At 69.1% G+C, this 26,986-nt stretch carries 24 protein-coding genes and 1 pseudogene; 12 read left to right on the top strand and 13 right to left on the bottom strand.

What is annotated here, in order from left to right:
* Positions 1 to 76: 76 nt before the first annotated feature.
* On the top strand, positions 77 to 526 hold the full coding sequence (locus ATK36_RS15845; RefSeq protein ID WP_098512239.1) for a hypothetical protein: 450 nt from the start codon (positions 77 to 79) through the stop codon (positions 524 to 526).
* 7 nt (positions 527 to 533) lie between these two features.
* Here the strand turns inward: ATK36_RS15845 and ATK36_RS15850 are convergent, their stop codons facing one another.
* The 3 genes from ATK36_RS15850 to pheA all read right to left on the bottom strand — a co-directional run bounded on the left by ATK36_RS15850 (position 534) and on the right by pheA (position 2,818).
* On the bottom strand, positions 534 to 1,181 hold the full coding sequence (locus tag ATK36_RS15850; RefSeq protein WP_098512241.1) for a DUF4232 domain-containing protein: 648 nt from the start codon (positions 1,179 to 1,181) through the stop codon (positions 534 to 536).
* Between the two features lie 120 nt (positions 1,182 to 1,301).
* On the bottom strand, positions 1,302 to 1,916 hold the full coding sequence (locus ATK36_RS15855; protein ID WP_098512242.1) for a histidine phosphatase family protein: 615 nt from the start codon (positions 1,914 to 1,916) through the stop codon (positions 1,302 to 1,304).
* On the bottom strand, positions 1,913 to 2,818 hold the full coding sequence (gene pheA / locus ATK36_RS15860; protein ID WP_098512244.1) for a prephenate dehydratase: 906 nt from the start codon (positions 2,816 to 2,818) through the stop codon (positions 1,913 to 1,915). Before pheA ends, ATK36_RS15855 begins: the two co-directional genes overlap by 4 nt.
* A gap of 98 nt (positions 2,819 to 2,916) precedes the next feature.
* Here pheA and ATK36_RS15865 point away from each other — a divergent pair, with 98 nt between their 5' ends.
* The 4 genes from ATK36_RS15865 (at position 2,917) to ATK36_RS15875 (ending at position 6,515) form a co-directional block, all read left to right on the top strand.
* Positions 2,917 to 3,540, top strand: a complete 624-nt coding sequence (locus ATK36_RS15865) for a macro domain-containing protein (RefSeq protein WP_098512245.1) — start codon at positions 2,917 to 2,919, stop codon at positions 3,538 to 3,540.
* 124 nt (positions 3,541 to 3,664) lie between these two features.
* On the top strand, positions 3,665 to 4,597 hold the full coding sequence (coaA, locus tag ATK36_RS15870) for a type I pantothenate kinase (protein WP_098512247.1): 933 nt from the start codon (positions 3,665 to 3,667) through the stop codon (positions 4,595 to 4,597).
* Between the two features lie 162 nt (positions 4,598 to 4,759).
* Positions 4,760 to 4,906, top strand: a complete 147-nt coding sequence (locus tag ATK36_RS32250; RefSeq protein ID WP_170069757.1) for a hypothetical protein — start codon at positions 4,760 to 4,762, stop codon at positions 4,904 to 4,906.
* A 70-nt stretch (positions 4,907 to 4,976) separates the two neighbouring features.
* A complete protein-coding gene (locus tag ATK36_RS15875) occupies positions 4,977 to 6,515 on the top strand; it encodes a hypothetical protein (RefSeq protein ID WP_170069758.1) in 1,539 nt (512 codons plus the stop codon).
* A 678-nt stretch (positions 6,516 to 7,193) separates the two neighbouring features.
* On the opposite strand, the gene ATK36_RS15880 is transcribed toward ATK36_RS15875, so the two are convergent.
* A complete protein-coding gene (locus ATK36_RS15880; RefSeq protein WP_245914781.1) occupies positions 7,194 to 8,480 on the bottom strand; it encodes a hypothetical protein in 1,287 nt (428 codons plus the stop codon).
* A 91-nt stretch (positions 8,481 to 8,571) separates the two neighbouring features.
* Between ATK36_RS15880 and ATK36_RS15885 the strand changes: the two genes are divergently transcribed.
* The 3 genes from ATK36_RS15885 to ATK36_RS15895 all read left to right on the top strand — a co-directional run bounded on the left by ATK36_RS15885 (position 8,572) and on the right by ATK36_RS15895 (position 11,140).
* A complete protein-coding gene (locus tag ATK36_RS15885) occupies positions 8,572 to 8,892 on the top strand; it encodes a nucleotide pyrophosphohydrolase (RefSeq protein WP_098512251.1) in 321 nt (106 codons plus the stop codon).
* Positions 8,893 to 8,954: 62 nt separating this feature from the next.
* Positions 8,955 to 9,581, top strand: coding sequence for a response regulator (locus ATK36_RS15890; RefSeq protein WP_098512253.1), 627 nt, complete (start codon positions 8,955 to 8,957; stop codon positions 9,579 to 9,581).
* 26 nt (positions 9,582 to 9,607) lie between these two features.
* Positions 9,608 to 11,140: a hypothetical protein gene (locus ATK36_RS15895; RefSeq protein ID WP_141544458.1), complete on the top strand. Its 1,533-nt coding sequence runs from the start codon at positions 9,608 to 9,610 to the stop codon at positions 11,138 to 11,140.
* Here ATK36_RS15895 and ATK36_RS15900 read toward each other — a convergent pair.
* The 6 genes from ATK36_RS15900 to cutA form a co-directional block, all read right to left on the bottom strand.
* The gene (locus tag ATK36_RS15900; protein ID WP_098512256.1) at positions 11,128 to 13,284 is read right to left on the bottom strand and encodes a tetratricopeptide repeat protein; all 2,157 of its coding nucleotides are present in this window, start codon (positions 13,282 to 13,284) and stop codon (positions 11,128 to 11,130) included. The genes ATK36_RS15895 and ATK36_RS15900 overlap by 13 nt on opposite strands.
* Before the next feature lie 257 nt (positions 13,285 to 13,541).
* Positions 13,542 to 14,954 carry a GAF domain-containing sensor histidine kinase gene (locus ATK36_RS15905; protein ID WP_245914783.1) on the bottom strand — a complete coding sequence of 471 codons (1,413 nt, stop codon included), beginning with the start codon at positions 14,952 to 14,954 and terminating at the stop codon, positions 13,542 to 13,544.
* A gap of 70 nt (positions 14,955 to 15,024) precedes the next feature.
* Positions 15,025 to 18,333: a thiol reductant ABC exporter subunit CydD gene (gene cydD, locus ATK36_RS15915; protein ID WP_386998614.1), complete on the bottom strand. Its 3,309-nt coding sequence runs from the start codon at positions 18,331 to 18,333 to the stop codon at positions 15,025 to 15,027.
* On the bottom strand, positions 18,330 to 19,337 hold the full coding sequence (gene cydB / locus ATK36_RS15920) for a cytochrome d ubiquinol oxidase subunit II (protein WP_098512259.1): 1,008 nt from the start codon (positions 19,335 to 19,337) through the stop codon (positions 18,330 to 18,332). Before cydB ends, cydD begins: the two co-directional genes overlap by 4 nt.
* A gap of 282 nt (positions 19,338 to 19,619) precedes the next feature.
* Complete coding sequence (locus ATK36_RS15925; protein ID WP_098514922.1) at positions 19,620 to 21,107, bottom strand: cytochrome ubiquinol oxidase subunit I; 1,488 nt, start codon at positions 21,105 to 21,107, stop codon at positions 19,620 to 19,622.
* Positions 21,108 to 21,299: 192 nt separating this feature from the next.
* Positions 21,300 to 21,620: a divalent-cation tolerance protein CutA gene (cutA, locus tag ATK36_RS15930; protein ID WP_098512260.1), complete on the bottom strand. Its 321-nt coding sequence runs from the start codon at positions 21,618 to 21,620 to the stop codon at positions 21,300 to 21,302.
* Between the two features lie 171 nt (positions 21,621 to 21,791).
* Between cutA and ATK36_RS15935 the strand changes: the two genes are divergently transcribed.
* Positions 21,792 to 22,391, top strand: coding sequence for a TMEM165/GDT1 family protein (locus ATK36_RS15935; RefSeq protein ID WP_170069759.1), 600 nt, complete (start codon positions 21,792 to 21,794; stop codon positions 22,389 to 22,391).
* A 121-nt stretch (positions 22,392 to 22,512) separates the two neighbouring features.
* Positions 22,513 to 23,181 (top strand): DUF998 domain-containing protein, encoded by a 669-nt coding sequence (locus ATK36_RS15940; RefSeq protein WP_245914785.1) that lies wholly within the window; start codon positions 22,513 to 22,515, stop codon positions 23,179 to 23,181.
* On the opposite strand, the gene ATK36_RS15945 is transcribed toward ATK36_RS15940, so the two are convergent.
* Together ATK36_RS15945 and ATK36_RS15950 are read right to left on the bottom strand one after the other, a co-directional pair.
* On the bottom strand, positions 23,178 to 23,816 hold the full coding sequence (locus ATK36_RS15945) for an IclR family transcriptional regulator (RefSeq protein ID WP_098512263.1): 639 nt from the start codon (positions 23,814 to 23,816) through the stop codon (positions 23,178 to 23,180). The genes ATK36_RS15940 and ATK36_RS15945 overlap by 4 nt on opposite strands.
* On the bottom strand, positions 23,813 to 24,667 hold the full coding sequence (locus tag ATK36_RS15950) for a hypothetical protein (protein ID WP_281259112.1): 855 nt from the start codon (positions 24,665 to 24,667) through the stop codon (positions 23,813 to 23,815). Before ATK36_RS15950 ends, ATK36_RS15945 begins: the two co-directional genes overlap by 4 nt.
* A gap of 200 nt (positions 24,668 to 24,867) precedes the next feature.
* Here ATK36_RS15950 and ATK36_RS15955 point away from each other — a divergent pair, with 200 nt between their 5' ends.
* A complete protein-coding gene (locus ATK36_RS15955) occupies positions 24,868 to 25,668 on the top strand; it encodes a DUF2470 domain-containing protein (protein ID WP_098512266.1) in 801 nt (266 codons plus the stop codon).
* Here the strand turns inward: ATK36_RS15955 and ATK36_RS15960 are convergent.
* Positions 25,669 to 26,135 (bottom strand): annotated as a pseudogene (locus ATK36_RS15960) (PPOX class F420-dependent oxidoreductase).
* 22 nt (positions 26,136 to 26,157) lie between these two features.
* Here ATK36_RS15960 and ATK36_RS15965 point away from each other — a divergent pair.
* Positions 26,158 to 26,982 carry a CPBP family intramembrane glutamic endopeptidase gene (locus ATK36_RS15965; protein WP_098512268.1) on the top strand — a complete coding sequence of 275 codons (825 nt, stop codon included), beginning with the start codon at positions 26,158 to 26,160 and terminating at the stop codon, positions 26,980 to 26,982.
* Positions 26,983 to 26,986 lie beyond the last annotated feature (4 nt).

Below are 26,986 nucleotides of genomic sequence, written 5' to 3' on the forward strand. Positions count from 1 at the left end.
AACGGCCTCGGACCGCCGCTGTGGTGCGGTTTCGGTGCTGGAATGACAAGTCAGCCCGGCCGCCGGGAGGTCCGTCATGTCCACAGTCGACACCCCGCCCCTGCCGGACGGCGACCAGCGCGAACGTCCGGTGCCCGCCGCCCGCCGCCGGCTGGTGCTCGCCGCGGTCGCCGGCTTCGTGCTCGGCGCCTGCGTGATCGGCCTGCTCTGGACGTTGTCCGGGCAACGTGGCGGCGCCGACGAGGACGCGGCCGCCGCCTGCTCGGCCTTCTACCGGGCCGGACGGATACCGGACACCACCGGCGGGGCCGGCGCCGCCCAGTTCACCCGCATGGCCGACGACTCGATCAACCGGATCGCCGCCGCGTTCTCCCTGGCCAAAGCGGCCTCCGCGTTCAACAGCACCTACCAGCCACTCGCGCAGAGCCTGGGGAACGTGAACCTGATGGTGGCCGGCGGCCGCTTCGACGATCGCGGCGCGCAGGCCGACGTCATCCGGGTGCAAGAACTCTGCGCACGCGGCTGAAGCCCGCTTACGCCCGCCGGACCGTCTTCACGCTGAGCTGATGCCCCGGAATCTGCGCACCATTACAGCCAGTGGTCGGGTCGGCGACGAACTGTGCCGCCTTTTCCTGTGGCAGGTAAACCCGCAGCCCCTTGACCGCAGTCGGCTGACAAGCTGACGGGTCGAAGTTGTGCACCTGCACGAACTGAATGTCCGCGGCCGCCGACTGCCCCGGAGCCAGCTTGATCGCCGGCCCCTTCGTGCCCTCGCGGTAAGCGTCCTGCCCGACCTGCCGCCCGTCGCTCCCGGTCACATAGGACACCCCGGGATAACCCTGGATCGTGCAAGCCGTCCCACTGGTGTTCTTGATCAGCAACGGCCGGTAGTTCGAGCCCGCGCCAGCGTCGCCCTGGCCGAGCGACAGCGTGACGTCGGCTGCCTTGCACAGCCCGTCACCCGCCGGTTGCGCGGAGGCCTGCGCGCTGCTCGAAGGGCTGGGCGGCGAAGGAGTAGCCGTACCGGCCGTCGAGGTCTCGGAGACATTCGATGACGGACTGCTCGCGGACGGCTGGGTGCCGCTGCCGCACGCGGACAACAGGAGAACGCCGGAAGCACCGGCCGCAGCCATCACGACCTGGGAGATCTTCTTAGGGGTGATCTTCTCAGTGCCAGCCATTTCACTCGCCTCGCAAAGCAGGGGAAGCAATCCTGGGTGGAACCTACCCAGAGGACGCGCGAACCACCGACCGAGTTGCCACCCGTCCGGCCAGTTCCCCACATCGAGTTCACTCGGGATTCACAGCGAGGTGTCGATCCAGCGCAGGCACCGCCAGCCGGCGGGCTCGGCCAGCAGCTCGATCGAGGCGGTGTTCGGGATGAGCGCCGAGGCGGCCACCTCGGCGGACACGTTCGAGGCCAGCCACTCCCCGGCGAGCCGGATCGCGCCGCCGTGGCTGACCAGCACGATTGCCCCGTCAGGCGCGGATTCCTCGTGCTTGGCCCGCAGCTCGGCGACCGCCCGCAGCATCCGCTCGCGGACCTGAGCCCCGGTTTCCCCACCAGGCATCGCCAGGTCGAGTTCCCCGCGTGTCCACGCGGTGAAGACCCGCATGTAGCCGTCGACAGCCGCGCCGTCGGTCCGGCCCTCCAGCTCCCCGACCCCGACCTCCTTGACGCCCTCGATCACCTGCACGTCGAAGCCGAGCGCCTCGGCCAGCGGCGCCGCGGTCTGCTGTGCACGGACGGCCTGCGAGGCGTACACCGCCACAATCGGCTCGGCCGCCAGGCGCTGTGCAAGAACCCTCGCCTGCTCCTGGCCGGTTTCGGTAAGCGGCGAGCCGGGCAAGGCGGTGTCCAGCGCGCCCCGCAGATTGGCCTCGGTCTGGCCGTGCCGGACCAGCAGGAGTCTCACGCGTGTTCTCCCTTCACCACTGCATTCACCCAGGCCTGCGCGTCGAGAAAGTCCTGGTTGCCCGCACCCGGTTCCACCGTGGCCGGCACCCCGTCCGCACGCGGGTGCGAGCCGAGGAACCGCAGCTGGCAACGGCGGCGCAGGGCACTCAACGCGTCCACGATCCGGGGCTCGGCCACATGCCCCTCGAAGTCGATGAAAAACCGGTACTCGCCGAAGCTGTCGCGGACCGGCCGGGCGTCGAGCCGGGTCAGGTTGATCGCCCGGCTCGCCAGCTCGGCCAGCAGCTGGGCCAGCGTCCCGGTCCGGTTCTCCGCGGCGGCGACGATCGAGGTGCGGTCGGCGCCGGTCGGCGCCGGCAGCTCGCCGGGACGGCGTACCAGCAGGAACCGGGTCTGCGCGTCATCGACGTCCGCGATCCCGGTGACCAGCTCTTCGAGCGGATAGTGCTCGATGGCCACGGGCGCGGACACCGCCGCGTCGAAAGTGCCCTCCACCACGCCGACCGCGGCGGCCGCGGTGGACGACGAGGCGACCGCGGTGGCGTCCGGCAGGTTCGCTTCCAGCCATTCGCGGACCTGCGCCAGCGCGTGCGGATGGCTGGCCACGGTGCGTATCTCCGCCTGACCGGGTCGAGTGAGCACACTGAACCGGATGGGCAGCACCGCCTCCGCCACGGCGACCAGCGCCGGACCGTCGCTGAGCCCGTCCAGCGTGGCGGGCACCACGCCTTCCACGGAGTTCTCGATCGGGATGCACGCGGCATCCGCACCGCCCTCGCGCACCGCGGCGAGCGCGAGCCGGATGGTCTCGTAAGGAGTGAGGTCCGCTCCCGGCGCGAGCGCGCGAGCGGCCTGTTCGGTGAACGTGCCCTGAGGGCCGAAGTACGCGATCCGCAACACGAGCCTCAGGCTACTGACCGCCCAAGTGGCGGTTTTCACTCGGACAGCCGGTACCGGCACTGGTTACGCCGGGTGGCGTTTTTTGCCATGCTGAAGCGGTGACCGCCGAATCGGGCACACGCACCGGGCATGGGGAGGACGCCTCGCCGGATTCGCCCCGAACGCCGGAACTGGTGTTGTGCGCCGTCGATGAACCCCTCGCCACGGCGTGGTCCGCCGTGGTGGCCGGCCTGGACGGCCCGGTCCGGGTGCATCACGGGTCGGTGCTCGACGTGGTCGCGCAGGCCGTGGTCAGCCCGGCCAACTCCTACGGCTGGATGCGAGGCGGGATCGACGCGGTGTATGCCCGCGCGTTCCCCGGCATCGAGCAGAGCGTGCGGAGCGCGATCCTCGCTTCCTACGGCGGTGAGCTACCGGTCGGCGAGGCGGTGATCGCGCCGACCGGGGAGTCCGAACCAGCCTGGCTGATCAGCGCGCCGACCATGCGCGAGCCCGCCGAACGGCTGCCCGCGGACACGGTGCACCCCTATCTCGCCGCGCGTGCGGTGTTCCTGCAATGGCGCCAAGGCAAGCTGGAACAGGGCCCGGTGCGCGACGCAGTACGCACCATCGCGATGCCGGGACTCGGCACCGGCGTCGGCGGTGTCGAACCGGCGACCTGCGCACGGCAGGTGGCCGCGGCGTGGCAGGAAGTATTCGGTCAGAACGGTCACTCGCGGTGAACCACTCCGGCTCCCGCCGACCCGCGTGCAACACATCACAGCGCGTTCACACCCGGTAAGCCCTACGGTTGAACCTGCGTTACGGAAGACGGAGCCAGCGCAGGCGACGGCCGAGGAGTGTGCGATGCCACGGGTCCGTGAACTGAGTCCCTATGTCGAGTTGCACCGGGAGCAGTGGCGGGAGCTGCGCAGCTCCACCCCGCTCCCGCTGACGGCGGACGAGCTGGTGCGGTTGCGCGGGCTCGGTGAGCAGATCGATCTCGCCGAGGTCGCCGACGTCTACCTGCCGCTCTCCCGGCTGATCAATTTGCAGGTCAAGGCCCGCCAGCAGCTGTACGAGGCGACCACCACGTTCCTCGGCGAGGACTGCCTGAGCACCAAGGTGCCGTACGTGATCGGCGTCGCGGGCAGTGTCGCGGTCGGCAAGTCGACCACCGCCCGGATCCTGCGCACGCTGCTCGCCCGCTGGCCCGACCACCCGCGGGTGGACCTGGTGACCACCGACGGGTTCCTCTACTCACGTGCCGAGCTGACCCGGCGTGGCATCATGCACCGCAAGGGTTTCCCGGAAAGCTACGACCGCCGCGCCCTGTTGCGCTTCGTGACCGAGGTGAAATCCGGCGCCGAGCACGTGGCCGCACCGGTGTACTCGCACCTGGCCTACGACATCCTGCCCGACCAGGAGCAGGTGGTGGCACACCCGGACATCCTGATCGTCGAGGGCCTGAACGTGCTCCAGCCCGGTCCCCGGCTGACCGTGTCCGACCTGTTCGACTTCTCCATCTACGTGGACGCGCACACCAGCGACATCGAACGCTGGTACGTCGAACGGTTCCTGAAGCTGCGGCACACCGCGTTCGCCGATCCGGCCTCGCACTTCCACCACTTCGCCGGCCTGGCCGACGACGAGGCCCGAGAAGAGGCTCGGCATCTGTGGCGCACGATCAACGAACCGAACCTGATGGAGAACATCAAGCCCACCCGCCCGCGTGCGACGCTCGTGCTGCGCAAGGACGCGGATCACACGATCAACCGGGTGCGCCTGCGCAAGCTGTGACCGGCTCACCCACATGCCTCCCGTCAGCCTCAAGGAGGACTTGATCGGGGGATTCTCCGCCGATTGGCCACCCTGTTCGTAACCACTTGGCCGATACCGGTCGAACCCCTGGAAAAGCGACCCTGAACAGGTAACCGACCCCGCCAGGAAGGGGAGGCCCCGATGTTCACGATCGTGCTGACGTGGGTAGGCGCCGTGCTCGGCTTGACACTGCTGGTGGCGATGGCCGCCGGCGCGTTCGTCGTCGACTTCGACGAGGCGCTGCGCGAACGGCGGCTGCGGTCGCCGGAGCCGGTGGCCGACCACTGAGGGCGACCGGGCCGCGCGCAACCGCGGACCCCCGGCGACGCCCGGCGGGGGATGGACGACGATGTCCGGCATGAGTCCGGTCAGCCGCGCCCGCAAGAAGAGTTCCCCACCTGCCAGTCCCAGTGTCAACGGCCTGTTCAAGGACGTACTGCGGGACTTCTCCGCGGTCGCCGCGGAGCCCGGCCCGTTCGACGTCGAGCTGCTCGCCTCCGAAGTGATCGGTCAGTGGACCGAAGCGGACCCCGAGGAGCGGCTCGGGCTGGAACTGATCGCGTTCGCGCAGCGCAAGATCACCCCTGGCGCGGCTGCGCTGCTGGCCGCGTTGCAGGTGCTCGCGGAGACCGCGGAAGAGCGCGCCGCGGCTGCCGAGGCGCTCGCCGTCGTGCTCGGCCGCGGCATCCCGGAGCCGGAATGGACCGGTGAGATCGGTCAGGTGACGGTCGGCGAATGCTGGCGCACCGGCGACGTCTACGGCGACGAGTCGTCGCTGCTGTGCGAGTTCTCCCGCGGCGAAGCGGCCCTCGGCCTGCTCGCGCTGCTCGACTTCACCGAGGGCGGCCGGGTGCGCGACCTCGTGGTGATCGAGGAACCGCACGAGGTGCTGGCCGAAATGCGCAGCCAGGCCGAGGAGGACCGCGACCTGGTGGTCTTGGACAAGGTCGAACCGGTCGACGCGCGCCGGCTGCTGGCGAACGGGATCGCCACCACCGATGCGCTGGCCGAACCGGACGTCGGCGAGGACTACGCGCGGTTCCATGCCGTCGCGCTGGCCTGGTGCCGCTGCCTGCCCGAGCCGCCCATCGCGGACGCCCCGGCCGCGTGGTCACCGGCGCAGCGCACCGAGGCCGTCGACCTGTTCCTTGCCGAAGCAGACCTCGACGACCCCGAATCCGGCCGCGAAATCGCCCGTCTGCTGGTCGAGCACAGCTGCCGCACCGAACCCGCCGACCCGCTGCGGGTCGGCCCGGAGAAGCTGGCGCGCTTCCTGGAGTCCTTACTGGACGGCGAAACCGAGCTGGAAGACGAGGACGCCGTCGCCCCGGTCATGCTGGCCTGGGCCGCCTGGGGCGCGCGCCGCGGTGGGCTGTCCGACGTGGCCGCAAGCGCGCTCGTCGAGGACGTCACCGAGTACCTGAGCGAGTACCTGGCCGACGAGGAGGACGAGGACTTCAGCGACTATCTCGACGGCACCGAGTCCACCGAGGAAATCCTCGCCGTGGTCGAGCGCCGCCGTTTCGCCGTGCCGGAAACCGACACCGTGATCGGCGACGAGGAGCTGACCGACCTGGACCCCGGCGACCCGGAACAGCGCCGCCTGCTGGTGATCGGCGCCCACCCGGAGTACCACGAATCCCTGGCCGCGGAAGAGTTCGACGGCACCGACGGCCTGCGCCTCGCCCTGGAAACCTCGGTGGTGGACCAGCTGTGGGACGACGAGCCCGCCGAAGTGTGGGCGGCCGCGCAACGCCTGACCGCCGCCGGCGCGACCCGTGAGGAAACGCTGGACCGGCTGGTGGCGGCCCTGGAAAGCCAGCTGGCGGAGACCGAGGAAGACGACCGTCTCGACTACGATCTCGACGGCTATCGCGAGGCCCTCCGCCAGTTCTGATCCCTTGGTTTCGCCGGACAGCCCGGGTATCCCGCTCTCAAGAGGACCCGGGCTGTCTACTGTGGACAGGGGTCGTCCGAACCGGACAACCTGTACCGCAGTAGCTCTGCCCGCGACTCCGTCCCCACTCCTGCTCTCGGCGCCGAGCCTGCTCCCGCTTGGGGGTATCCCGCGCCCTGGTCCCAGCCCGGGTCAAGGCCTCCGCCAGGCCTGACCCCTCGGACGGCCCGAATACCCCGCTCTCACAGGGACCCGGCCCAGGGGTGTCGGCAAGGTCGGTATGAGGCGCCCTGCGCAGTCCGCGGAGGTCCGTGAAGGGCCCCTTCACGGACTCTGAGTCTGTGAAGGGCCCCTTCACAGACCCGAGACAGGTCCGGCGCACACCACGAGGTGGTCGCGCAACTCGAACACCTCCGCATCGCCCGCTGCCGGGCGAAATCGACGACGATGGCAGGCACCGTCGATGATGACGCGGCCGCCACGGCACTCTGCTGATCACGGGTCCTCGACCGACTTTGCCGGGCCCCGGGGACCGGCCCGTCCACTGTGGACATAGCGGTCGCCCGGCCGGACAACCTGTACCTCAGTAGCTCTACCCGCGACTCCGGCTCTACTCCCGCCCGCGGCGCCGATCCTGCTTGGATATCCCCCGGGTCAACGCCTCAGCCTCTTCAGCCGTCAAGCCGTCGCTTTCGGCAGCGCGATCCGGGCCGCCCGGATCTCCGCGACCAGCCGCGTCTTGCGCCGGTGCACGGTCACCAGGTCGGCCAGGTACCCGGTGAACTCCTCCGCCGTACCGGTCCGTTTGTGCAAGCTGCGCAACTTTTTCAGGTGCCTGGCCGCCTCGCGGTAGGCCTGCGGGTCCTTCTGCTCGATGAGGTACTCGATCCGGTTGCGGTACACCGGGATCACCTCGTCCGGATGCGTGCCCTCCCGCACTTCGGCCAGTTCCAGCCGGCATTCGGGGGACGCGCCGAACCGTTGCCACGCCCGCCAGGCCTCGTCCGGCCGGCCCTCGGCAAGCAACGCTCGGACGAGTTCGCCGGCCCGTTCCTCCCCGTCGGTCGCACGTTCCCGCAAGCGGGCTACCGCGGAAACCCGTTGCACGGCCCAGACTCCGGCCTCGATCGCCACAGACCGCAAGGCGGCGTAGGTATCCGAGCCGGGCTGCTCGTCGAATTCCTTGCGCCGCAACAGAACGACGTCCGCCACCGGATCAGGTTTGTGCGGGGTGAGCGCACGGGCCGCGTGCGCGATGGCCTCGCTGTGCCGTCCCGCCGCCCGCAGCACTCGCACGATCTTCAGGCTGACCTCGACCCGCGGCGGTTTGGCGGAGAGGATCGCGACGAGCCCGTCGACGTCGCCGCGTACCTCGGCGACCTCCTCCTGCAGCCGCTGCGCAACGGCCAGCCGGTGCCCGGCAGGCTCTCCGGCGAGTACCTCGTCCACAGTGGACTTTATCCGCGCGGTACCCCCTTCGCCGAGCGCGCCGGAGAAGTCGGCCAGCTCGATCACCAGCCGCCCTTCGAAGGAGACTTCGAGAATCCAGTCGGCGAGCTGCTCGGGATCAGGCGGCCGCGCCGCACACGCCCGCGCGTACAACGCGACCGCACGCTCCAGCCGTTCCCCGAGGTCGCCGGAGGGATCACCGTGCCGCTCCAGCATCCCGGCGATGTCCTCGACCGCACGACGGGCAAGCGGCGCGAGATCCGCCCGGCTGCCGGCGTCCAGCAACCGGGCCACGGTGTCCAGCACGGCCCCGGTTTTGGCCCCGTAGTCCGGATCGGATCCTGCCGTGTCCAGCAACCGGTGCGCCTCGCTGACGTCTCCGGATTGGGTCGCCGCCCGCAACTCGAGCGAATGCCGTAGCTCAGGGTCACGCCGGGCCTGGGCGTACAGCAGGTCGGCAAGCGTCCCCACGTCCAAGCCACGCAGGTAGGACCTCAAATCGGGGGGACCGCTCACAGCAACAGTCTGCCGTATCGGGCCGAGCGCGCGTGTGGGCCAACGGCGTAGTCTTTTCGGCCCAGCCGCACACCCGTGGTAGTCAGATCCGGTGACTCTCGACGATCTGACCCAGCGCCTCCGTGACTTCGCCGCCGCCCGCGACTGGGAGCCCTTCCACACCCCGAAGAACTTGACCATGGCGCTTTCCGGCGAAGTCGGCGAACTGACCGCCCTGTTCCAGTGGCTGACCCCGGAGGAATCCGCGGCCTGGCGCACCGACCCGGCCCGCGAGTTCAACGTCGAAGACGAGATCGCCGACGTCACGCTGTATCTGCTCCGCCTGGCCGACGTACTCGGCATCGACCTCATCGCCGCCGCGAACGCCAAGGTCGACCGCAACGAGAAGCGGTTCCCGCCGTTACCGCGGTGAGCTGCCGGTGGCCTGCCCCACCACCGGCAGACGCAGTGCCCCGGCCCCCGTAACCTGGAGATATGCCGATCCAGGTGCTGCTCGTCGATGATCACGAACTGGTCCGGAGGGGGTTGCGCGACCTCCTCGGGGACGAGGCGGACATCGAGGTCGTCGCCGAGGCCGGGGGGGTCGAGGAGGCACTCGCGGTCGCCATGCACCTGGAGCCGGACGTCGCCGTGGTCGACGTACGGCTCGGGGACGGCGACGGCATCACCCTGTGCCGGGAGCTGCGATCCAAGTCGAACCCGCCCGCCTGCCTGATGCTGACCGCGTTCGACGACGAGGAGGCGATGGTCGGCGCGATCATGGCCGGCGCCTCGGGTTACCTGCTCAAGCAGGTCCGCGGCCAGGACGTGGTCAACGCCGTGCGTGAAGTGGCCGCCGGCCGGTCGCTGCTCGACCCGGTGAGCACTGCCCGCGTGCTGGACAAGCTGCGCCACCCGCCCACCGACGAGCTGTCCGCCCTCACCGACCGCGAACGCGACGTTCTGGAGCTGATCGGCCAGGGCCTGTCCAACCGCGAGATCGCCGAACGCCTGTTCCTCGCGGAGAAGACGGTCAAGAACTACGTCACCTCGGTACTGGCCAAGCTCGGTATGCAACGTCGCACCCAGGCCGCCGCGTGGATCGCCCGCCGCGGCAAGTGATGGCCGAAAACGGCACCCCCCCCCCGTTGTTCTGGCGAAAAGTACCGGTCGATCGCGATTACGACCACTGGCTCACCTACCAGGTACAGCGCCGCGTCCTGGTGGTCGCACGCACGGTCACCACGCTGACCCGGCTGCTCGACATCCACTCACTGTTCGAGGACGACCACCGGGTTCAGGTCGCATTCACCTTTGACGATCGCAGCCGGGCGATCTTCGCCGCCGGTCTGGAGGAATTCCTCGCCACGCTGGAGGCCACGCTGCTGCCCTGGGAGCAAGCCGTGGATACGCCGTTCGACCTGGCCGTGGCCGCAAGCGAAAATGACGCGCTGGACAAGCTGACCTGCCCAGTTCTGCTCGTCCCGCACGGGATCGGCCACCAGAAGTTCTACCCGGACAGCACCACGGTCTCCGGCCTCAACCCGGACCGGCTGCGCGGCGAACACGTGCGGGTCGGCCTGTCGCACGCCAACCAGCTGGGCCGCCTCGAACCCGCCGCGGCCGCGCGGGCCGTCGTGATCGGCGATCCCTGCCATGACCGGATGCTGGCGAGCACGCACCGGGTGCCGCACTTCCGGCGGGTACTCGGGATCAGCGCCCGCAAGCACGTGGTACTCGTGTCAACTTGGGGACCGCAGTCCTTGATCGGCACGGATCCGCTTCTGCCACAACGGTTTCTGTCCGAACTTCCGCTGGACGAGTACCAGGTGAGCCTGGTGCTGCATCCGGGAGTCTGGTCGGCGCACAGTCCACATCAGATCCGGGCGAACCTGGCCACCACGATGCGCGCCGGACTCACCGTGATTCCCCCGCAGCACGGCTGGCAGGCAACCATCCTGGCGGCGGACGTCTGCGTTGCCGACTGCGGATCGATGCCGCTCTACGCGACGGCCGCGCGGGTTCCGGTGATTCTCGGCAGCCCGGTCGCGGATACGGTGGTCCCTGGCTCACCGCTGGCGAACCTGATTGCTGCGGCGCCCCAGCTCGGACCTGGCCCACTCTCCGGTCAGCTCGACGACGCGATCGCCGCCGGACCGATCGACGACGTGGCCGGGCAGGCGGTGGAATACCCGGGCAAGTGCGCGGAAATCCTGCGGCCCCTGCTGTACGAAACGCTCGACCTCCCCGCACCGCAGTGGCCTGCGGTGTTCCCGCCCGTCGCCGATCCGGCACCGGAGCGTCAGCCGGTCACCGCGTTCCGCGTCGGAGTCGCTGCCGACGGCCACACCGTGACCCGCTTCCCCGCCGCCGTCCCCGGCCCACCACTACCCGGCCAGCACGTGGTCGCGCACGCCGAACTCGCCACACTGTCCGAATTGGAGAGTGCGAGCGTGGTGTACCGGGAAGCCGCCGACGACTTCCCTTCCTGGGCGCAGGCAACCGCGCGGCAACGTCCGCACGCCCGGCTCATCGCCGAAACCGCACCCGGCATCTGTCGCTTGTGGACAAAAGGCCAGGTGGTGGAACTCCCCGGCCCCGAGCCACTGGTCACCGCGTCGCGCGCGCACTGGCGGGTCGTGCGCCGCTTGCCATTGACCGGCGAAATTCAGATCCCGTAGTAGAGCTTGTGATACAACCGGGCCGACCGCGGATGCCGGGAAAGCTGGTATCGCTGCCAGACCCCGGACCAGTACTGCCGAGCTTGCCCCGGATCGCCCGCCCGCCAAGCCGCATCGCCGAGCGCCTCACCGATCTCAAGGTCGTATTGGTCGCTGCGAGCTTGGTTCGCCAATCGCCAGACCTCCGGCAACAGCCCCAGCGCCTCGGCCGCCTGGCCGGTCTCTGCGAACGCCTTGGCCCGCACGAGCCAGACCTGGGCGACGTTGCGAGTGTCATTGTCCTTTGTGTTCTCTTCGGCTTCCCGGAGCAGACCGAGCGCTTCCGGCGCCCGGCGCAGCCCGACGAGCACGTTGGCCAGCATCCGGGCGCTCAACGCACGCCCACGATGCGGTATCCCGGGGACACTCAGCTCGCGGGTGAGCACGAGCGCGCGGTGATAGCACTCCGCCGCCTCCGCGAGCTGCCCTTGCTCCCGATGGAACAACCCGCGGAACTCCTCGACCGACGCGAGCAGCTGCCGGTGGCGAGCCGTGCCGGGGTCAGGAATCCGGCGCAGCTCCTCGGCAGCCCGGTCGAAGTCCTGCGCGGCCGGCGTGAACTCGCCCAGCAAGGACAACACCCGGCCGTGCTGGCTGACCATCCTGGCGAGCAAGGCCGGATCGGTCGTCACGGCGATGCCGCACCGAAGGATTTCCTCGAACTCACGATGCACATTGCGGTGCAGTGGCACGATTTCGAGCGCACCGCACAGCTGCTTCAGCTCGTCGTGAAAGCCCCGCTGGTAAGCCGCCACGGCGAGCGCACGAAACACCGGCATCTCGGCGGCGAGCCAGTCGACTTCCGGAACGACGTCCGTACCGGCGGGCACCGTCGTGTCGTAGACCCGGAACCGGTCCGGTTTCCGCAGATCGGCCCGGACGGCCCGGGCGGTGTAGAACCGGAGCAGGCGAGTGAACGCCACATCGGTACCACTGGTGTTCCCAGTGCGCAAGACAGCCTGGCGGGCTTGGCTGCCGAGCCGCAACCGGCCGTCCGGATCCGCGGTGACCAGCACGTGCGCATGGAGCTCCACCAGTGCTTTGCCGCTCTCCCGTCCGAAGAGGACATTCGCCGTCTCCGGAGTGAAGCTGGGCCCGGGAAACGCGGTGAGCAGGCGGCACAGCTCGCCGGCTTCCGAGCCGAGCCCGGCCACCAGCTCGTCGTAAGCCTGGCTCACCTTGTCGGGCCCGGCACCGTTCGCGAATTCCTTCGCCACGACGGCAAACGGCTGCGGAGTGAAGCTTGCCCGCTGCCGCACCGCTTCGCCCGCGGCCACCAGCAATGGTGGCACCCGGTCGCACTGCATGAGCAGCGCTTCGACGCCCTGCGGATCCCGCGCGAGCAGCTCGGCCCCGCAGATCGCTTCGAGCAGCTGCCGATCGGTGCCCGGTTCGAGCTGCCCCAGCGGGATGTGCGGAGCGAAGTCGAAGACGAAATCCTCGGCCGGCCCGCAGGTGAGCGCGAGGATCAGGCTCATCGGCGCCGGCGGCACCAGGCCGTGCAGCTCATCGGCGCTCTCGGCCTGGTCGAACACGAGCAGCAGCCGCAACGGTTCGAGAGCCGCCTCGTACTGCGCGGCCAGCTCTTCGGTGGTGGCCGCGACGATGGCGATGCCGAGCCGCGACAGGACGTAGGTCATGATCCTGGCCCGCGCCAACGGCATTCCCGGACCGTCGCGGAAGCGGTCGAGATCCACGATCAGCGCACCGTCAGGGTAGGCACCGCCCACGCCGGTGGTCTCCGTGGCGAACTGGCGGATCAGCGCGGTCTTGCCGATCCCCGGCGGGCCGGACAGCACAGCGGTACCGGTGCGCCCGGCCAGCTGCCGCCAGGCCTCGTGCCGGTCGACGAACGGGCCGGAATGGGCCACGATCCGTGGTTTCGCGAGCCCGGAGGGCAGCTCGCCGGCCAGTAGCTCACGTAGTTCGCGGGCCGCCTCGGGATCCTCGTCGAGCAGCCGGCGCACGGCACGCTCCAGCTCGGCGGGCGAGGCCTGCACCCGGCCGGTGAACCGTTTCCACAAGTAGTCGGCGACTTTCCCGGTCGCAGTGAACGCCATCGCGACGCACTGCTTGACGAACTCCGCGTGCCATTCCTCACTCACGTACTTCCCCCTCGTGCTTGGTGTTCGCCATCCACGCTAGCAGCGCGCATGAGGGGCGTCACGGTCCGTGAACCGGTCGGTGGAAATCCGCCGGACGGCCGTTGCGGCTTCATGGCCCGCCACCAGCCGTTCGACGGCGACCCTGCCAGGTTCACCCCATCGAGAGTCGAATATATGTTCGATCATCCGGTACCGCCGGACAGGTGGCAGGAAGGAGCCGTGACAGTTGGCCCATCTGATTTCTTCGGCAGAACCGTTCAATCCACAGGAAGATCGAACGCGACGAGCGTACCGAGACTGGGAGAGGAGTTGATGTAGAACCGGCCGCCGGCAGCATCGGCGCGCTCGGCGAGGTGGCGCAGCCCGCGGGTCGCAACCCCTTGGGGCACACCGGATCCGTTATCGCGCACGCGGAGCTTGACACCCTCCACGTCGCGTGTGAGCGACACCCGCGTCTCGCTCGCACCGGAATGGCGGACCACATTGGACAGTGCTTCTCGCAGGGCGGCGCGGATGTGATCGCCCCGTTCCGCCGGAATATCCGCGAACTCACCGGAGAGTTCGAGCGTGGGCGGATAGCCGAGCAGCTCCCCGGCAATGCGCACCTCACCCCGCGCGGATTCGGCCAGATCCGTCGGTGTGCCCGGGTCGTGGCGCGGTTCCGGTGAGCGGAGCGCACGCACCGTGCCGCGGATCTCCTCGATGGTCTGGTCCAGCTGGTCGATCGCGTCGGACAGCCGAGCTCCGTCGGCCTGGGCGAACCGCTTGCGCATATTGCGCCGTACGCGGTCCAGCTGCATGCCCGTGCCGTAGAGCCGCTGCACGATCACGTCGTGCAGCTCGCGGGCGATCCGCTCACGCTCTTGGTAGAGCGTGACACGATGCCGCGCGTTGGCGCCCTCCGCGAGCGCGAGCACGACACCCGCCTGCGCCGCGAACGCCGCGAGCATTTCCACCGTGCCTGCGGAAAACGGCTCCCGCCCCTGCCGCCGATACACCGTCAACGCACCGAGCACCCGTCCACCCGACCCGAACGGAGCAGCAGCGAACGGTCCGTAGCCCCGCAACTCGTCCGGCACGTACGGCGCCGTCCGCGGGTCCACCAGAAAGTCCACTGCGGACACCGGTGCCCCACCCCGCGCCACCCAGCCTGCCGCCGAGTCAGCCTGCAACGTCAACCCACGCAACTCCCCGACGGGCCCCGCCGCCCCCACATCAGCCCGTTCCGCCCGCCCGAATTCGCCAGCACGCCCAGCTCCACTACCGGAGGCACCCACGCTCGCAACCTCACCGTCATCGACACCAGCACCCGCGCGGCCGCTGTCCTCGGCACCACCACCCGCGCGGCTGCTCTCGTCGGCACCATCACCCGCATGGTCGCTGTTCTCAGCACCAGCACCCGCACCCGCGCGGCCGCTCTCGTCGGCACTATCACGCTCGCCCGCCACGCCGGACTGGTCACCGTCATAACCGGTCAGCCGGTAGGCCGCCTCGACGACGACCCGGCCGTCGTCGGCGCTCACCATGGCCAGGCCCAGGTCGGCTTCGGCAAGTTCGGCGGCCCTGGCCACGACCGTTTCCAGCACCCCTTCCGGGTCATCCCCGGACAACGCGGTGCTGGTGATTTCGGTGGCGGCGGACAAGGCGCGCGCGGCGAGTGTCGGGTCCATGAGCAACCTTGACCCTAGCGCGTGCCGCCACCCTGCACCCGTAATCGTGACCGTCACCAAAGGCTCCCTGTCAGGCCGTCACCAGCGGCGCGACGCGGCGCACAACGCGACCGTCACGCACCTCGAACACGAGGTCGGCCTGTACTTCTTCTTCCGCACTGTGCGTCACATGCACAACGGTGCGGCCGGCCAGTCCGGAACGAAGCGCCGCTCGCAACGCACGCGCGGTCGGCTCGTCGAGCTGGGACGTCGGCTCGTCCAGCAAGACCAGATCTGCCTCAGGCGCCGCCAGCAGTGCCCGCGCGACGGAGACCCGCTGCGCCTGCCCGCCGGACAACCCGGCACCCGCGCTGTCGAGCACTGTCGCCAAGTCGAGATCGGGCAACTGCGCTTGATCGAGGACCCGCCGCAGCTCGTCAGAATCCGCACGAGGATCCGCGAGCCGCAGATTCTCCGCGACCGTGGTCGAAACCAGCATCGGCTCCTGCGGCGCCCATGCCACCCGGCCCGGAGCGACGACCTCCCCCGTCCGAGGCGCGAGGAATCCCAGCATAGCCGCGACCAACGTCGATTTCCCCGCCCCGCTCGCCCCAACCACCGCGACGTACGCCCCGGCCGGCACCTCCAGATCGACACCTTCCAGCACCGCCGGTCCCCCCGGCCAGCCCAGCTCCGCCCCGCGAAGCCGCACTACCGGCACGCTCTCGTCCCGACCTGCCGCATCGGTTCCATCCACAGGGTGTTCGGCCAAGCTGTCCACATGCGGATGGCCGTCCGTAGACGTGTCCACAGCAGCCAAGCGGATCCGGGCAGTGCGCAAGGTGTCCCCATGCACTGCCGATTGTGGAAGCATCGCCAAAACCTCGGCCAGCGCCAAGGGAACCAAAGCCAGCAACGGCGCCATTACCCCAGCGAGTTGACCCGCTGTAACGGCCTGCGCAGCCAACGTCGCGCTCACCACCGCAGCCGCGCCCGTGACGAGTGTGATCAACGCTTCCCCCGCGCCGGCGCCGAAAGCCTGCCGCCGGGAAGCGGCCATCAGCCGAGTGTCGATGTCGCCCAGCGTTCGGCGGCGAGTGGCGGCCAATCCGTACGCGAGAAGCTCCGCGGCGGAAGAGAACAACACCAGCACCTGGGCACCAACATCACGCCGCCCGGCTGCCAACGTCGAAGTCGCACGGCGCTCCACTCGTACTGCGACAAGTGGCGCGGCCAGCCCGGCCAGCACTGCCACGGCAAGCACCAAACCGGCCGAAGGCAACACGGCCGTCTGCACGGCAATCGCTCCGATCGCGACCAATCCGACCACGATCGGCGGGGAAACCACCCTGGGCAAGAGGTCACGCACCGTATCGATATCGGTCACCAAGCGCCGTTGGCTCTCGCCTGCGCTGAGGCTTCGCGCCGGACCTTGGCGTACCAGTGCATTCCACAGCCGAACCCGCAGCCGCGCTGCGATCCGAAACGCGGCATCGTGCGTCACAAGGCGTTCTGCATAACGGAGACCGGCCCGGCCCAGACCAAAAGCACGCACACCCACGACGGCAACGGTCAGCGTGAGGATCGGCGGCTGCAGCGACGCCTTGGCGATCAACCACCCGGACGTCGCGGTGAGCGCGATTCCGGCCAGCAAGGCGACCGCGCCGAGGACGGCACCGCCGAGCAACCGACGATCCATCACCAGCCGCCACGGCAACGGCTTCTGCCCGGGCAATTCATCCACAGGGTTTTCCACAGCACGTAACGGCTTTTCATCCACAACCGTGACGGCTGTGGAACGTTCGTGCGCGGCAATCACCGCGGCCGCCCCGTTCGCGACCGCCTTGTCCACAGCGTCGAGAACCCGGCGGGCGTTGGCTTCGTCGAGGTGGGCGGTCGGCTCGTCCAGCAGGAGCAGCCACGCCCCGGAACGCACTCGCAGCAACGCCCGTGCCACCGCGACGCGCTGCCGCTGGCCGAGCGAAAGCTGGTCGACCGGACGGTCCGCTAGGCCGGACAATCCCAGGTCAACGAGCATTTCACCGATGTCCGCACCGGCGACGGCCAGTTCTTCGCGCACGGTGCCGCCAGTAAAGACCGGCGACTGCGGCACCCAAGCGACGTCCGCGCGCCACCGTGCGAGATCGACGTCCGGAAGGGGAACGCCGCCGATTTGCACCGAACCGTCATAGGACGGCACGAATCCCAGCAACGTCGCCAAAGTGGTCGATTTTCCGCCACCGCTGGGCGCGCGCAACCACACGATCTCCCCTCGCCGTACCGAAAAGCTCTCACCGTCGGGAGCAAACCCCTGGCGTCGAGCGACTTTCAGGTCAGCGACGACCAACGATCCATCGGGCGCGGTCCGGTTTCCCGCGGGCGGAGCCGGTTCCGCGAGTACCGCGCTCACCCGGCAGACCGCTTCCACCCCGTCCTCACTCGCGTGGAACGCCGCGCCGACCGCACGGATCGGCTGGTAGCACTCGGGTGCCAGGATCAGCACGGCCAGCCCGACAGCCAGCGGCAACGATCCCGAAACCAGCCGGACACCGATCACCACGGCGACGAGCGCGACCGACAACGTGGCCGCCAGTTCGAGCACAAACGCCGAGGAAAACGCCACTCGTAACGTCTTCAACGTCGCACGCCGGTGGCGTTCCGACAGCTTCCGGACGGTCTCCGCCTGCACGCCGGCCCTCCGGAACGCGGTGAGCACCGGCAGCGCACGCACCAATTCGAGCAGGAGGCCGGACATCCGGTGCACCGCGTCTGTCGCCCCGGAAACCCGGTCCGCGGTGAACTTCCCTACCAGCACGGCGAAAAACGGCAACAGCGGAACAGTGCCGGCGATGATCACCGCGGACGGCCAATCTGTCCACAGGATCGCCGCGCCGGTAGCGAGAGGGACCACCGCAGCGGTAATCAGTGCCGGGAGATATTCACGGAAGTAGGCGTCGAGTGCATCGAGACCGCGGGTGACGAGCGTGGTGAGTTCGCCGTGCCCGCGCCGGGCGAGCCATTCCGGGCCGAGCTGAAGCGCGTGGTCCACCGCGCGGGCACGCAAGTCCCGCTGTGCCGTCGCAGCGGCGCGGGCCGACACTACGCGCACCGCCCAGCCGGCCAACGCTCGTCCGGCGACGAACGCGAACAGCGTGGCCAACTGGGCGGTACGACCCCCAGCACCGGAAGAGACAATGGACGCGAGCACGTCGGCCAGCAGAATTGCTTGCGCTACAACGAAAGCCGTGTTCAGCAGGGAGAGCAGCGCGACAAGGATCAGCGCTCGGCGCGCGGCCGGCCCGAGTGCCGGGAGCGCGCCGAGCGGACCCTTGCCCGGCCGCACTGGGTCCACTGTGGACCACGTGGCGGAAAGGGGTGCGCGGCCGGGAAGCGTGGTCACGGTGCGTGCACCGCCGGGATGTGCTGCACACCAATGCGCTTGCGGAAGACCCAATAGGTCCACCCCTGGTAGATCAGGACCACCGGGGCACCGAACGCGCCGACCCAGGTGATCACCTTCAGCGCGTACGGGCTGGCTGCCGCGTGCGCGATGGTCAGCGAGTTCGCCGGGTCACCGGTGGACGGGAGGACGTTCGGGTACAGCGCCCCGAAGAACGTGACCGCCGACGCGGCGATCAGCACGCCGAGCGCGGCAAACGCCTGGCCATCCCGGTCGGCGTACAGCCGCAGCCAGGCCACGACTCCGGCAAGGACGCTGACCACAAGTGAGAGGAGTGTCCACAGCGCACCTTGGCGGGCCTGCACGAGGATGAGGAACGCGAGCATCGGCAGCAGCCCGATCGGCAGTATCCGCATGGCCAGCGTCCTTGCGCGGGCACGGAGTTCGCCGGTGGTCTTGAGGGTGAGGAACGCCGCGCCGTGCACGAGCGAGAATCCGACCACGGCGAGCGCGCCGAGCAGGGTGTCCCACCGCACCGCTTCGAAGGCCGAGCCCACCCGGTTGCCTTGCGGATCGAGCGGCAACCCGAGCACGGTCGTGGCCAGCAGGAGCCCGACTCCCAGCGGCGGCGCCCAGGAGCCGATCATGATCACGCGGTCCCAGGTCCGGCGCCAGCGCTCGGAATCCACCTTGCCGCGATACTCGAAGGCGACCCCGCGCCCGATCAGCGCGAGCAGAATGAGCAGCAGTGGAAGGTACGCCCCGGAGAACAGCGAGGCGTACCAACCGGGGAACGCGGCGAACGTCGCCCCCGCGGCCACGATCAGCCAGACCTCGTTTCCGTCCCAGACCGGGCCGATGGTGTTGACCATGACCCGCCGCTCGGTGTTGCTCCGCCCGAGTACCGGCAGCAGCATCCCCACCCCGAAGTCGAACCCTTCGAGGAACAAATACCCCAGCCAGAACAGCGCGATGATCGCGAACCAAACCGTTTCGAGCGTCATCGCCCAGCACCTCCCCCAACCACGTCGCACGGAGTTATCCACAACCCGGCAGGTTGTCCACAGATTCGCTGTGGGTAACCCGTGAGAGCAATCACCCGACTACACTGGGTGCGGGGCCGTCCCCCGGGACGGGTGGGGGCTGCGTTGGGGACGACTGCGCCATCGGAGCCGGCAGCAGCGAGAGCAGCGGCGGCAGCGGCAGCGAAACCCGGCCGGCCCGGCAAGGCCCCCATCGAGAAGGTGGCCGGTGAGATGGGCCGCACCCATCCCCATTCCACCGGGTCAGTAGGCGAACGAAAGGGCATCGTCATCGGAGTCTTCCTTCGAGGAGGACGGGGTGGGTGGCATGACCGCGTCGACGCCGCCGCGGATGTACTTGTGCATGAGGTACAGCTCGACCACGCCCAGGACCAGGTAAAGCGCGGTCAGCGCGATCAGTGAAGTCAGCACCTCACCGGCGGTCAGCTTCGAGACCGCCTGCGCGGTGAACATCCACATGCCCTCCACGCCGGTCGGGTTGGGCGCGACCACGAACGGCTGACGACCCATCTCGGTGAAGATCCAGCCGGCGCTGTTGCCGATGAACGGGGTCGCGATGCCACCCAGCACGAGCAGCGGGAACCACCGGTTGCCCGGAATCCGGCCGCGGCGGGTGAGCCACAGCGCCAGCACGCCGATCCCGGCCGAGATCGCGCCGAAGCCGATCATCACGCGGAATCCCCAGTAGGTCACCGGCAGGTTCGGCACGTAGTCGATCGGTTTTCCGGCCAGCGGACCGAGATCCGGGTCGTTCGGATAGTTCGTGCCGTACTTCGCCTGGTACTCGCCGACGAGGTTCTCCACCCCCTTGACCTCGGTGGAGAAGTCGTTGTGCGCGAGGAACGACAGCAACGCCGGCACGGTGAAGGTCTTGACGTCCTCGCAGTTCGCGTTCGCCACGTCGCCGATCGCGAGAATCGAGAAGCTCGCCGGTTTTTCCGTGTGGCACAACGCTTCCGCCGAAGCCATCTTCATCGGCTGCTGCTCGAACATCAGTTTGCCCTGGGTATCGCCGGTGATCGCCAGCACCGCGAACGCGACGACCCCGACCCAGCCACCCAGCCGCAGCGAGGAACGCCACACGTCGCGGTGCTCGTCCGACGCGGTGCGCTTGCGCCACAGGTGCCAGCCCGCGACCCCGACCAGGAACGCCGCTGCCACCGAGAAGGCGCCCGCCAGCGTGTGCGGGATCGCGGCCAGCGCGGTGTTGTTCGTGAGCACGGCGCCGATCGAGTTCATCGTCGGCTTGCCGTTCACGAATTCGACACCCACCGGGTGCTGCATCCACGAATTCGCCGCCAGGATGAAATAGGCCGAGGCCACCGTCGCCAGCGAGAACGCCCACGCGCACGCCAGGTGCACCTTCTTGGGCAGCCGGTCCCAGCCGAATATCCACAGGCCGAGGAAGGTCGACTCGACGAAGAACGCGACCAGTCCCTCCATCGCCAGTGGCGCGCCGAAGACATCACCGACGAACCGCGAGTAGGCGCTCCAGGTCATGCCGAACTGGAACTCCTGCACGATGCCGGTGACCACGCCCATCGCGAAGTTGATCAGCAGCAGCTTGCCCCAGAACTTCGTCATCTTGAGGTGCCGCGATTTCCCGGTGCGCACCCACGCGGTCTGCATGGCCGCGACGAGCACCGAGAGCCCGATGGTCAGCGGGACCATCAGGAAGTGGTAGACGGTGGTGATGCCGAACTGCCACCGCGCGAGCTCCAGGACATCCACGTGTCCGATCCTGCGCGCGAGCCCGTTCCCGAGCCAGTTCAACACGTCCTGAACCGTGCGGGACCAACGTCCCGCACCACCATCCGCGGCAGAACCCGGACATGCCGCCCGGCCAGGGCGCCGCTCCAGGGTCGTGCACAACCGGGACCGGCTGGGGACAACTCGTGACTACGCCCGATCAGGTGGCCGGGCTCAGCGGGTCTCGTCCACCAGCCACCCCAGATACCGCGGGCTGCCGCCGATGATCGGCATGACCACCACCTCGGGCAGGTCGTAGGTGTGCCGCACGTTGAGGAACTCCTCCAGCGCACCCGCCCGATCCGCGGGCGTCTTGCACTCGATTCGCCACTCGGTCCCGGTCTGCACCTCACCCTCCCACCGGAAAATGCTGGTGATCGGGCCGACGATCTGGGCGCATGCGGCGAGCCGGGCCTCGACCGCGCTTGCGGCGAGCGTGCGAGCAGCGGCCTCGGAGTCGGCTGTCGTGAGGACGACGACGTGGTCAGCAGGCATGGCCGCACCGTACCGTACCCGGATTCCGGAATTCGGCGCACCGAAAAAAATAATCAGCCGACCCGGCGCAGCCTATTCACGCGACCGTATCCGGCAATTCGAGAAACCCATCAGCTTGCCCCATTCCGAACCCGTCCTTTATCGTTGCAGCGAAAGGGGGTGTCACCGCTCATGTCTGCCGCTCTGATAGCGCTTGCCAGCGCTTTCGGCCTGGTCCTGGCCGTCGAACTGCCGGACAAGACGCTCGTGGCCACCCTGGTGCTGACGACTCGATTCCGCGCCTGGCCGGTATTCGCCGGGGTCTGCGTGGCATTCGCTCTGCAATGTGTTATCGCGGTCGCATTCGGCAGTGTGCTCACCCTGCTTCCGGACACGTTGGTTTCAGTGCTGGTCGCTGTGATGTTCGGCATCGGCTCGTTCATGTTGCTGCATGAAGGCTTCCGCGAAGGCGACGAAGCAGGCGAAGACGCTTCGCGCTCGGGCCCGATCCGGCTGTCCTTCCTCCGCTCCGCGCTGACGTCCTTCGGAGTGCTGTTCGCAGCGGAGTGGGGAGACGCCTCGCAGCTTGCGACAGCCGGCCTCGTCGCGCGCATCGGCAACCCCGTCGCGGTCGGCATGGGCGCCTTCGTCGCGCTGGTGTCCGTCGCCGGGCTCGCAGTGTTCCTCGGCGCCAAGATCCGCAGCCGGATCCGGCCGAAGCTGATCCAGCGCGCCGCCGGGTTCGTCTTCGCCGGCTTCGCAGTGTTCGCGTTGGCCCAGTTGATGTGGTGACCGCGCTACGGCGGTTTCACAGGAACAGCAGCTAACCTCTGTACAACCCGTGGATGAGGGCAAGGTGAACCGGCGGTGAAGCCGGGCCTTGCCCTTTGCCATGACCGCAGAGGAGCAACCCGTGCCGACGTCCGCGATTCCGCGCACGGCCGTGTCCCCCGTACACGGCCGGCTCGCGCTCGTGGGTATCGGTGTCGCCGTAGTGATCGCAGCCGAGCTACACCTGCGGCTGTCGACGCAAGTCAGCCCGGTGTGGCAGACGCTGTCCGAGTACGTCTACGGCCGGCTCGGCCACCGCTCCGCGGCGCCGCTGTTCGGCGCCATGTGCCTAGCGCTCGCCCTGGGATCACTGGCGCTGCTCGCCGGGCTGGTGCGGGCACGGCGTTCCCCCGCCGTCGTCGTGCTGCTTGGCGTGTGGTGCGCGGGCCTCACAGTGTGTGCGACGGTCCCGGTCGATCCAGACGGGCAAGCACGCACCTTCGACGGACAGCTGCACAACGTCGCCGCGCTCACCGCGTTCCTGGCACTGCCGACAGCCGCGTTGCTACTCACCCGTCGCGGCCAATCGACCTGTCCGTGGGAACAGCGCCGCACAGCAACCCGCTGCCTAGCCGTCGGCAGCTTCGCGAGCGTCGCAGTGGTTCTCGGCGGGTTCGTGCTGACGCTGCTCACCGGCCCGACGCAGCAAGAGGTGACGCTCGGCCTGTTCGAGCGCCTGCTGTTCACCGTCGACCTGGCGCTGCTGCTCACCATGGTCCGGCCGCTGCTCGCCGTCTCCCGGAAGGCTTAAGCGTCGACGCGCAGTACCTCGGCGAGCTTCTTCGCCGCGGCCACGACCTGCGGCCCGACGACGCTGCTGTCGAACTGTTCCAACGAGACGACGCCAACGCTCGCGCGTAGCCCTGCGACGCCGCGGACCGGCGCAGCCACGCCCGACGCACCGGCTTCGAGTTCGCCGGTGGAGCTGACCCAGCCGTCACCGCCAGGCCGCAACGCCATCGCACGCCCTGCCGCGCCCGCGTTGAGCGAGTGACGGCTGCCCACGCGGTAGGCAACGTGGTAGTGCGTCCAAGACGGCTCCACCACGGCGACAGCCTGCGCCTGATCGCCCTGCGCCACCGTCAGGTGCGCTGTCGCACCGACAGCCTCCGCAAGCTCGCGAAGCACCGGACGAGCTGCTTCGCGAAGCTGAGGGAGCACCTGTCCGGCGAGACGCAGTACGCCGATGCCCAACCGCACCTTCGTGCCGTCGCGCCAGATCAGGCCACGCTCGGTCAACGGAACCAGCAGCCGGTACACCGCTGCCCGGCTCGCACCGATCGTGACCGCCAGCTCGGAGATGGTCGCCGCCTGATCTCCCGAGTCGGCCACCGCCTGCAACAGCGCCAGCCCCCGGTCGAGGGTCAGCGACCCCTCCCGGCTCACAACAGCTCGAGTTCGCCCAGGTCGGCTACCGGCTCGTCGAACGAAGCCGCCGCGTACGAAGCGAAGAGCTCTCGAACCGACTTCGCAGCCGGCTCTGGCAACGAGCGTGCTTCGTCGGCCAGCGACTGACCGTCCGTCGATTCCAGCGCTTCGCGCACGTCGCCGCCAGACAGGCAGCGCGCGGCAGCGACGAGGATGTTGAGGAAGCCATGGTGGGTGAAGCCGCTACCCGGGTCGACGTGCCGGACCGCGCGGTGCAGGCTGTTCGTCGCCTTGAACGACGCTCCGGGCGCGCCGCTGACCACCGACAGGAAATCCGCGACCTCGTCCACGCTGGGGAAGTTCTCACCCGCCTGTCCGCCACAGCGGATCTTCGGCCAGCTGCCGTGCTCGATCACCTTGCGTACGCCGTCCAGCCAGCCGACGCCGCGACGCGGCTCGACCACCCGGATGACGTCCTCGGGCACGAATTCCGAGACCCGCTCCAGCCACACCTCGTCGACGTCGGACGGCGCGGGCATCTCCACCATCCGCAGCGACAGCAGCTCACTGCGCGACTCGACGATCGAGATGGCCTTCGGCACGCCGCCGAGGCCGGTATCGATGATCAGGGACAGCGGCAACGGCTCCTTCGGCTTGATCTTGATCAGCTCGGTGATCAACTCGGGCAACCGGGAAGCCTGGCAGAGGAAAACTCCGAGCACCCCCGCGTGTTCTCCGGCGCGCGAAGCGAAGTGCGCACGGAGAGCGTCGGGCATTGCGGCGTCCGCGGGCGGGAACAACGCCGAGTCATCGACGAGCCGCGCGAACAGGGGCGGAATTCCACGAGGGCCGGGGGGCGTGAGTTCCACAGCGCTTGACACGACTGACACGCTAGTAGCGTACGACATGAGGACAAAATCGTTCGCTCTGCGGACACCCTCAGCGAGTCCCGGAGCCAGGCACCAAGGCCTCCGCGGCGGACCAGACCACTCTGAGTGAACCCCCGTGGGATCCACCCTTCCCAAGACCGGGATAGTCAGGTTAGGCTCACCTAAGTAGGAGGTGAGCCGTGCCCGAGGCCCCGACATCCGTCCGCCGCCCGCCCGCGCCGAACCCTGCCGAGCGGGCCAAGACGATCGCGACGCGAAACGGTCCGGCGACGATCATGCCGACCGTCGAACGCGCCGGCTGCGACGTCGAACGCGTGACCCCCGTGCTGCACCACGTGCATCACAGCGGCAGCGTCACCATTCTTCTGCCGGACGAGCACCCGATGGTGCAGGCATCCCGGCAGGCTCAGCGCGGCGAGCTCGCCGTCATGGTCGAGCTCGCCGACCACGCCCCGGTACCGCTGCGGGAACCGATCCGCGGCCTGCTGTGGATAACCGGGTGGCTCCGGCCACTGACCGCGGTCTCGGCACGGGCCCGCGCGATCGCGATCGCCGCTGAGCGGCCGGACTACCGGCTGCTCGACGTCGGCCACGGCGTCACCCTGCTCCGGCTGACCCCGGCGTCCCTCGTGCTGGCGGACGCGGAGGGCACGCACTCGCTGCGCCCGCACATGTTCAGCGCGGCCCCGCCGGACCCGTTCCACAACTACGAAGCCGAGTGGTTGCGGCACTTGGAAAGCGACCACCCCGACGTCGTGGGCCAGCTCGCCCGCCACCTGCCCCCGGAGTTACACGGCGGGCGCATCCGCCCGCTCGGCCTCGACCGCTTCGGCCTGCGTCTCCGCGTCGAATCCGCGACCGGCGACCACGACGTTCGCCTGGCGTTCTCCCGGACGGTCGAAGGCCCCCCGCAGCTGGCTGCGGAACTCCGCCGCCTGCTCGGCTGTCCGTTCCTGCACCACCAGCATTCCAGCGGCTGATCAGCCGTCCGCAAGCTCCGGCGGGAACCCGCCGGTCGCCAGCGGCCCCCAGCGTTCGATGGTGATGCGGATCAGGCTCTTCCCCTGCGTCCGCATGGCCTCGCGGTACTCGTCCCAGTCCGGGTGCTCGCCCGAGATCGCCCGGAAATACTCCACCAGCGGCTCGACCGAATCCGGGAGATCGAGCACCTCCGCGGTGCCGTCCACCTGGACCCACGGGCCGTTCCACTCGTCGGACAGCACGCACACCGAGACCTTCGGCTCGCGGCGGAGATTGACGACCTTCGCCCGCTTCGGGTAGGTCGCGATGACGATCCGGCCCTGCTCGTCGACCCGCAGGTGTTCGGCGACAGTTGCGGGCGGCCGTCGGCGCGGGCGGTGACCAGGATCGCGCGGTGGCGGGGCTTGAGGAACTCGACGAGTTCGGCCCGCTCGACCCTCGCGCTGGTGGCGATAGTCCTCGGCATACCCCGACGGTAGCGTGCGGTCATGAGCACCACAGAGCGATCGGGCCTGCGCTCCTGGCTTCGGCCCGCGCGGCCGGATTTCCCGGCGCAGGTCACCGACCCCGGGCAGCGCCGGGCGATCAAGCTCGAACTGGTGCTCGTCTTCGGCATCACCCTCGGCCTGTCCGGGGCGCGCAGCCTGCTGTCCCTTGTGGACTCTCTGCTCCGGCCGGTCCCGCTGGCGCAGCAGCAGGCCCAGCTGAACGTCCCGCGGGCCGCGGCCAGCCTGCTGGACCTGCTCCAGCAGTTGCTCCACGCGGCACAGCTGATCGGCTGGGGCGGGCTCGGCCTGTACCTGCTCTGGCGGGCCGGAGTGAAGCTGCGCGACCTCGGCCTCGACCGCCGCAGCCCGCGTTTCGACACCCTGGTCACGATCGGTATCGCCGCGGTGATCGGGATTCCGGGTCTCGGCCTGTACTTCCTCTCCTACCACCTCGGCTTCAGCCTGGCGATCCAGCCCTCCACTTTGGACAGCAGCTGGTGGCGGCCGATCGCGCTGACCGCCTCCGCCTTCGGCAACGCGTTCGCCGAGGAGGTGCTCGTCGTCGGGTACCTGCTGACCAGGTTGCGTCAGCTCGGCGTCCGCGAGAACGCCTCGCTGCTCGGCGCGGCCGTGCTGCGCGGGTCGTATCACCTCTACCAGGGCTTGGGCGGATTCGCCGGAAACCTGGTGATGGGACTGGTTTTCGGCCGGGTCTGGCAGCGCACCAACCGGCTGTGGCCGCTGGTGGCCGCGCACACCCTGTTCGACGTCGTGTCTTTCGTCGGGTATTCGCTATTGAAAGGCCATGTTTCCTGGCTCCCGTGACGCG

This window comes from Amycolatopsis sulphurea (assembly GCF_002564045.1).
Taxonomy (GTDB): Bacteria; Actinomycetota; Actinomycetes; order Mycobacteriales; family Pseudonocardiaceae; genus Amycolatopsis; species Amycolatopsis sulphurea.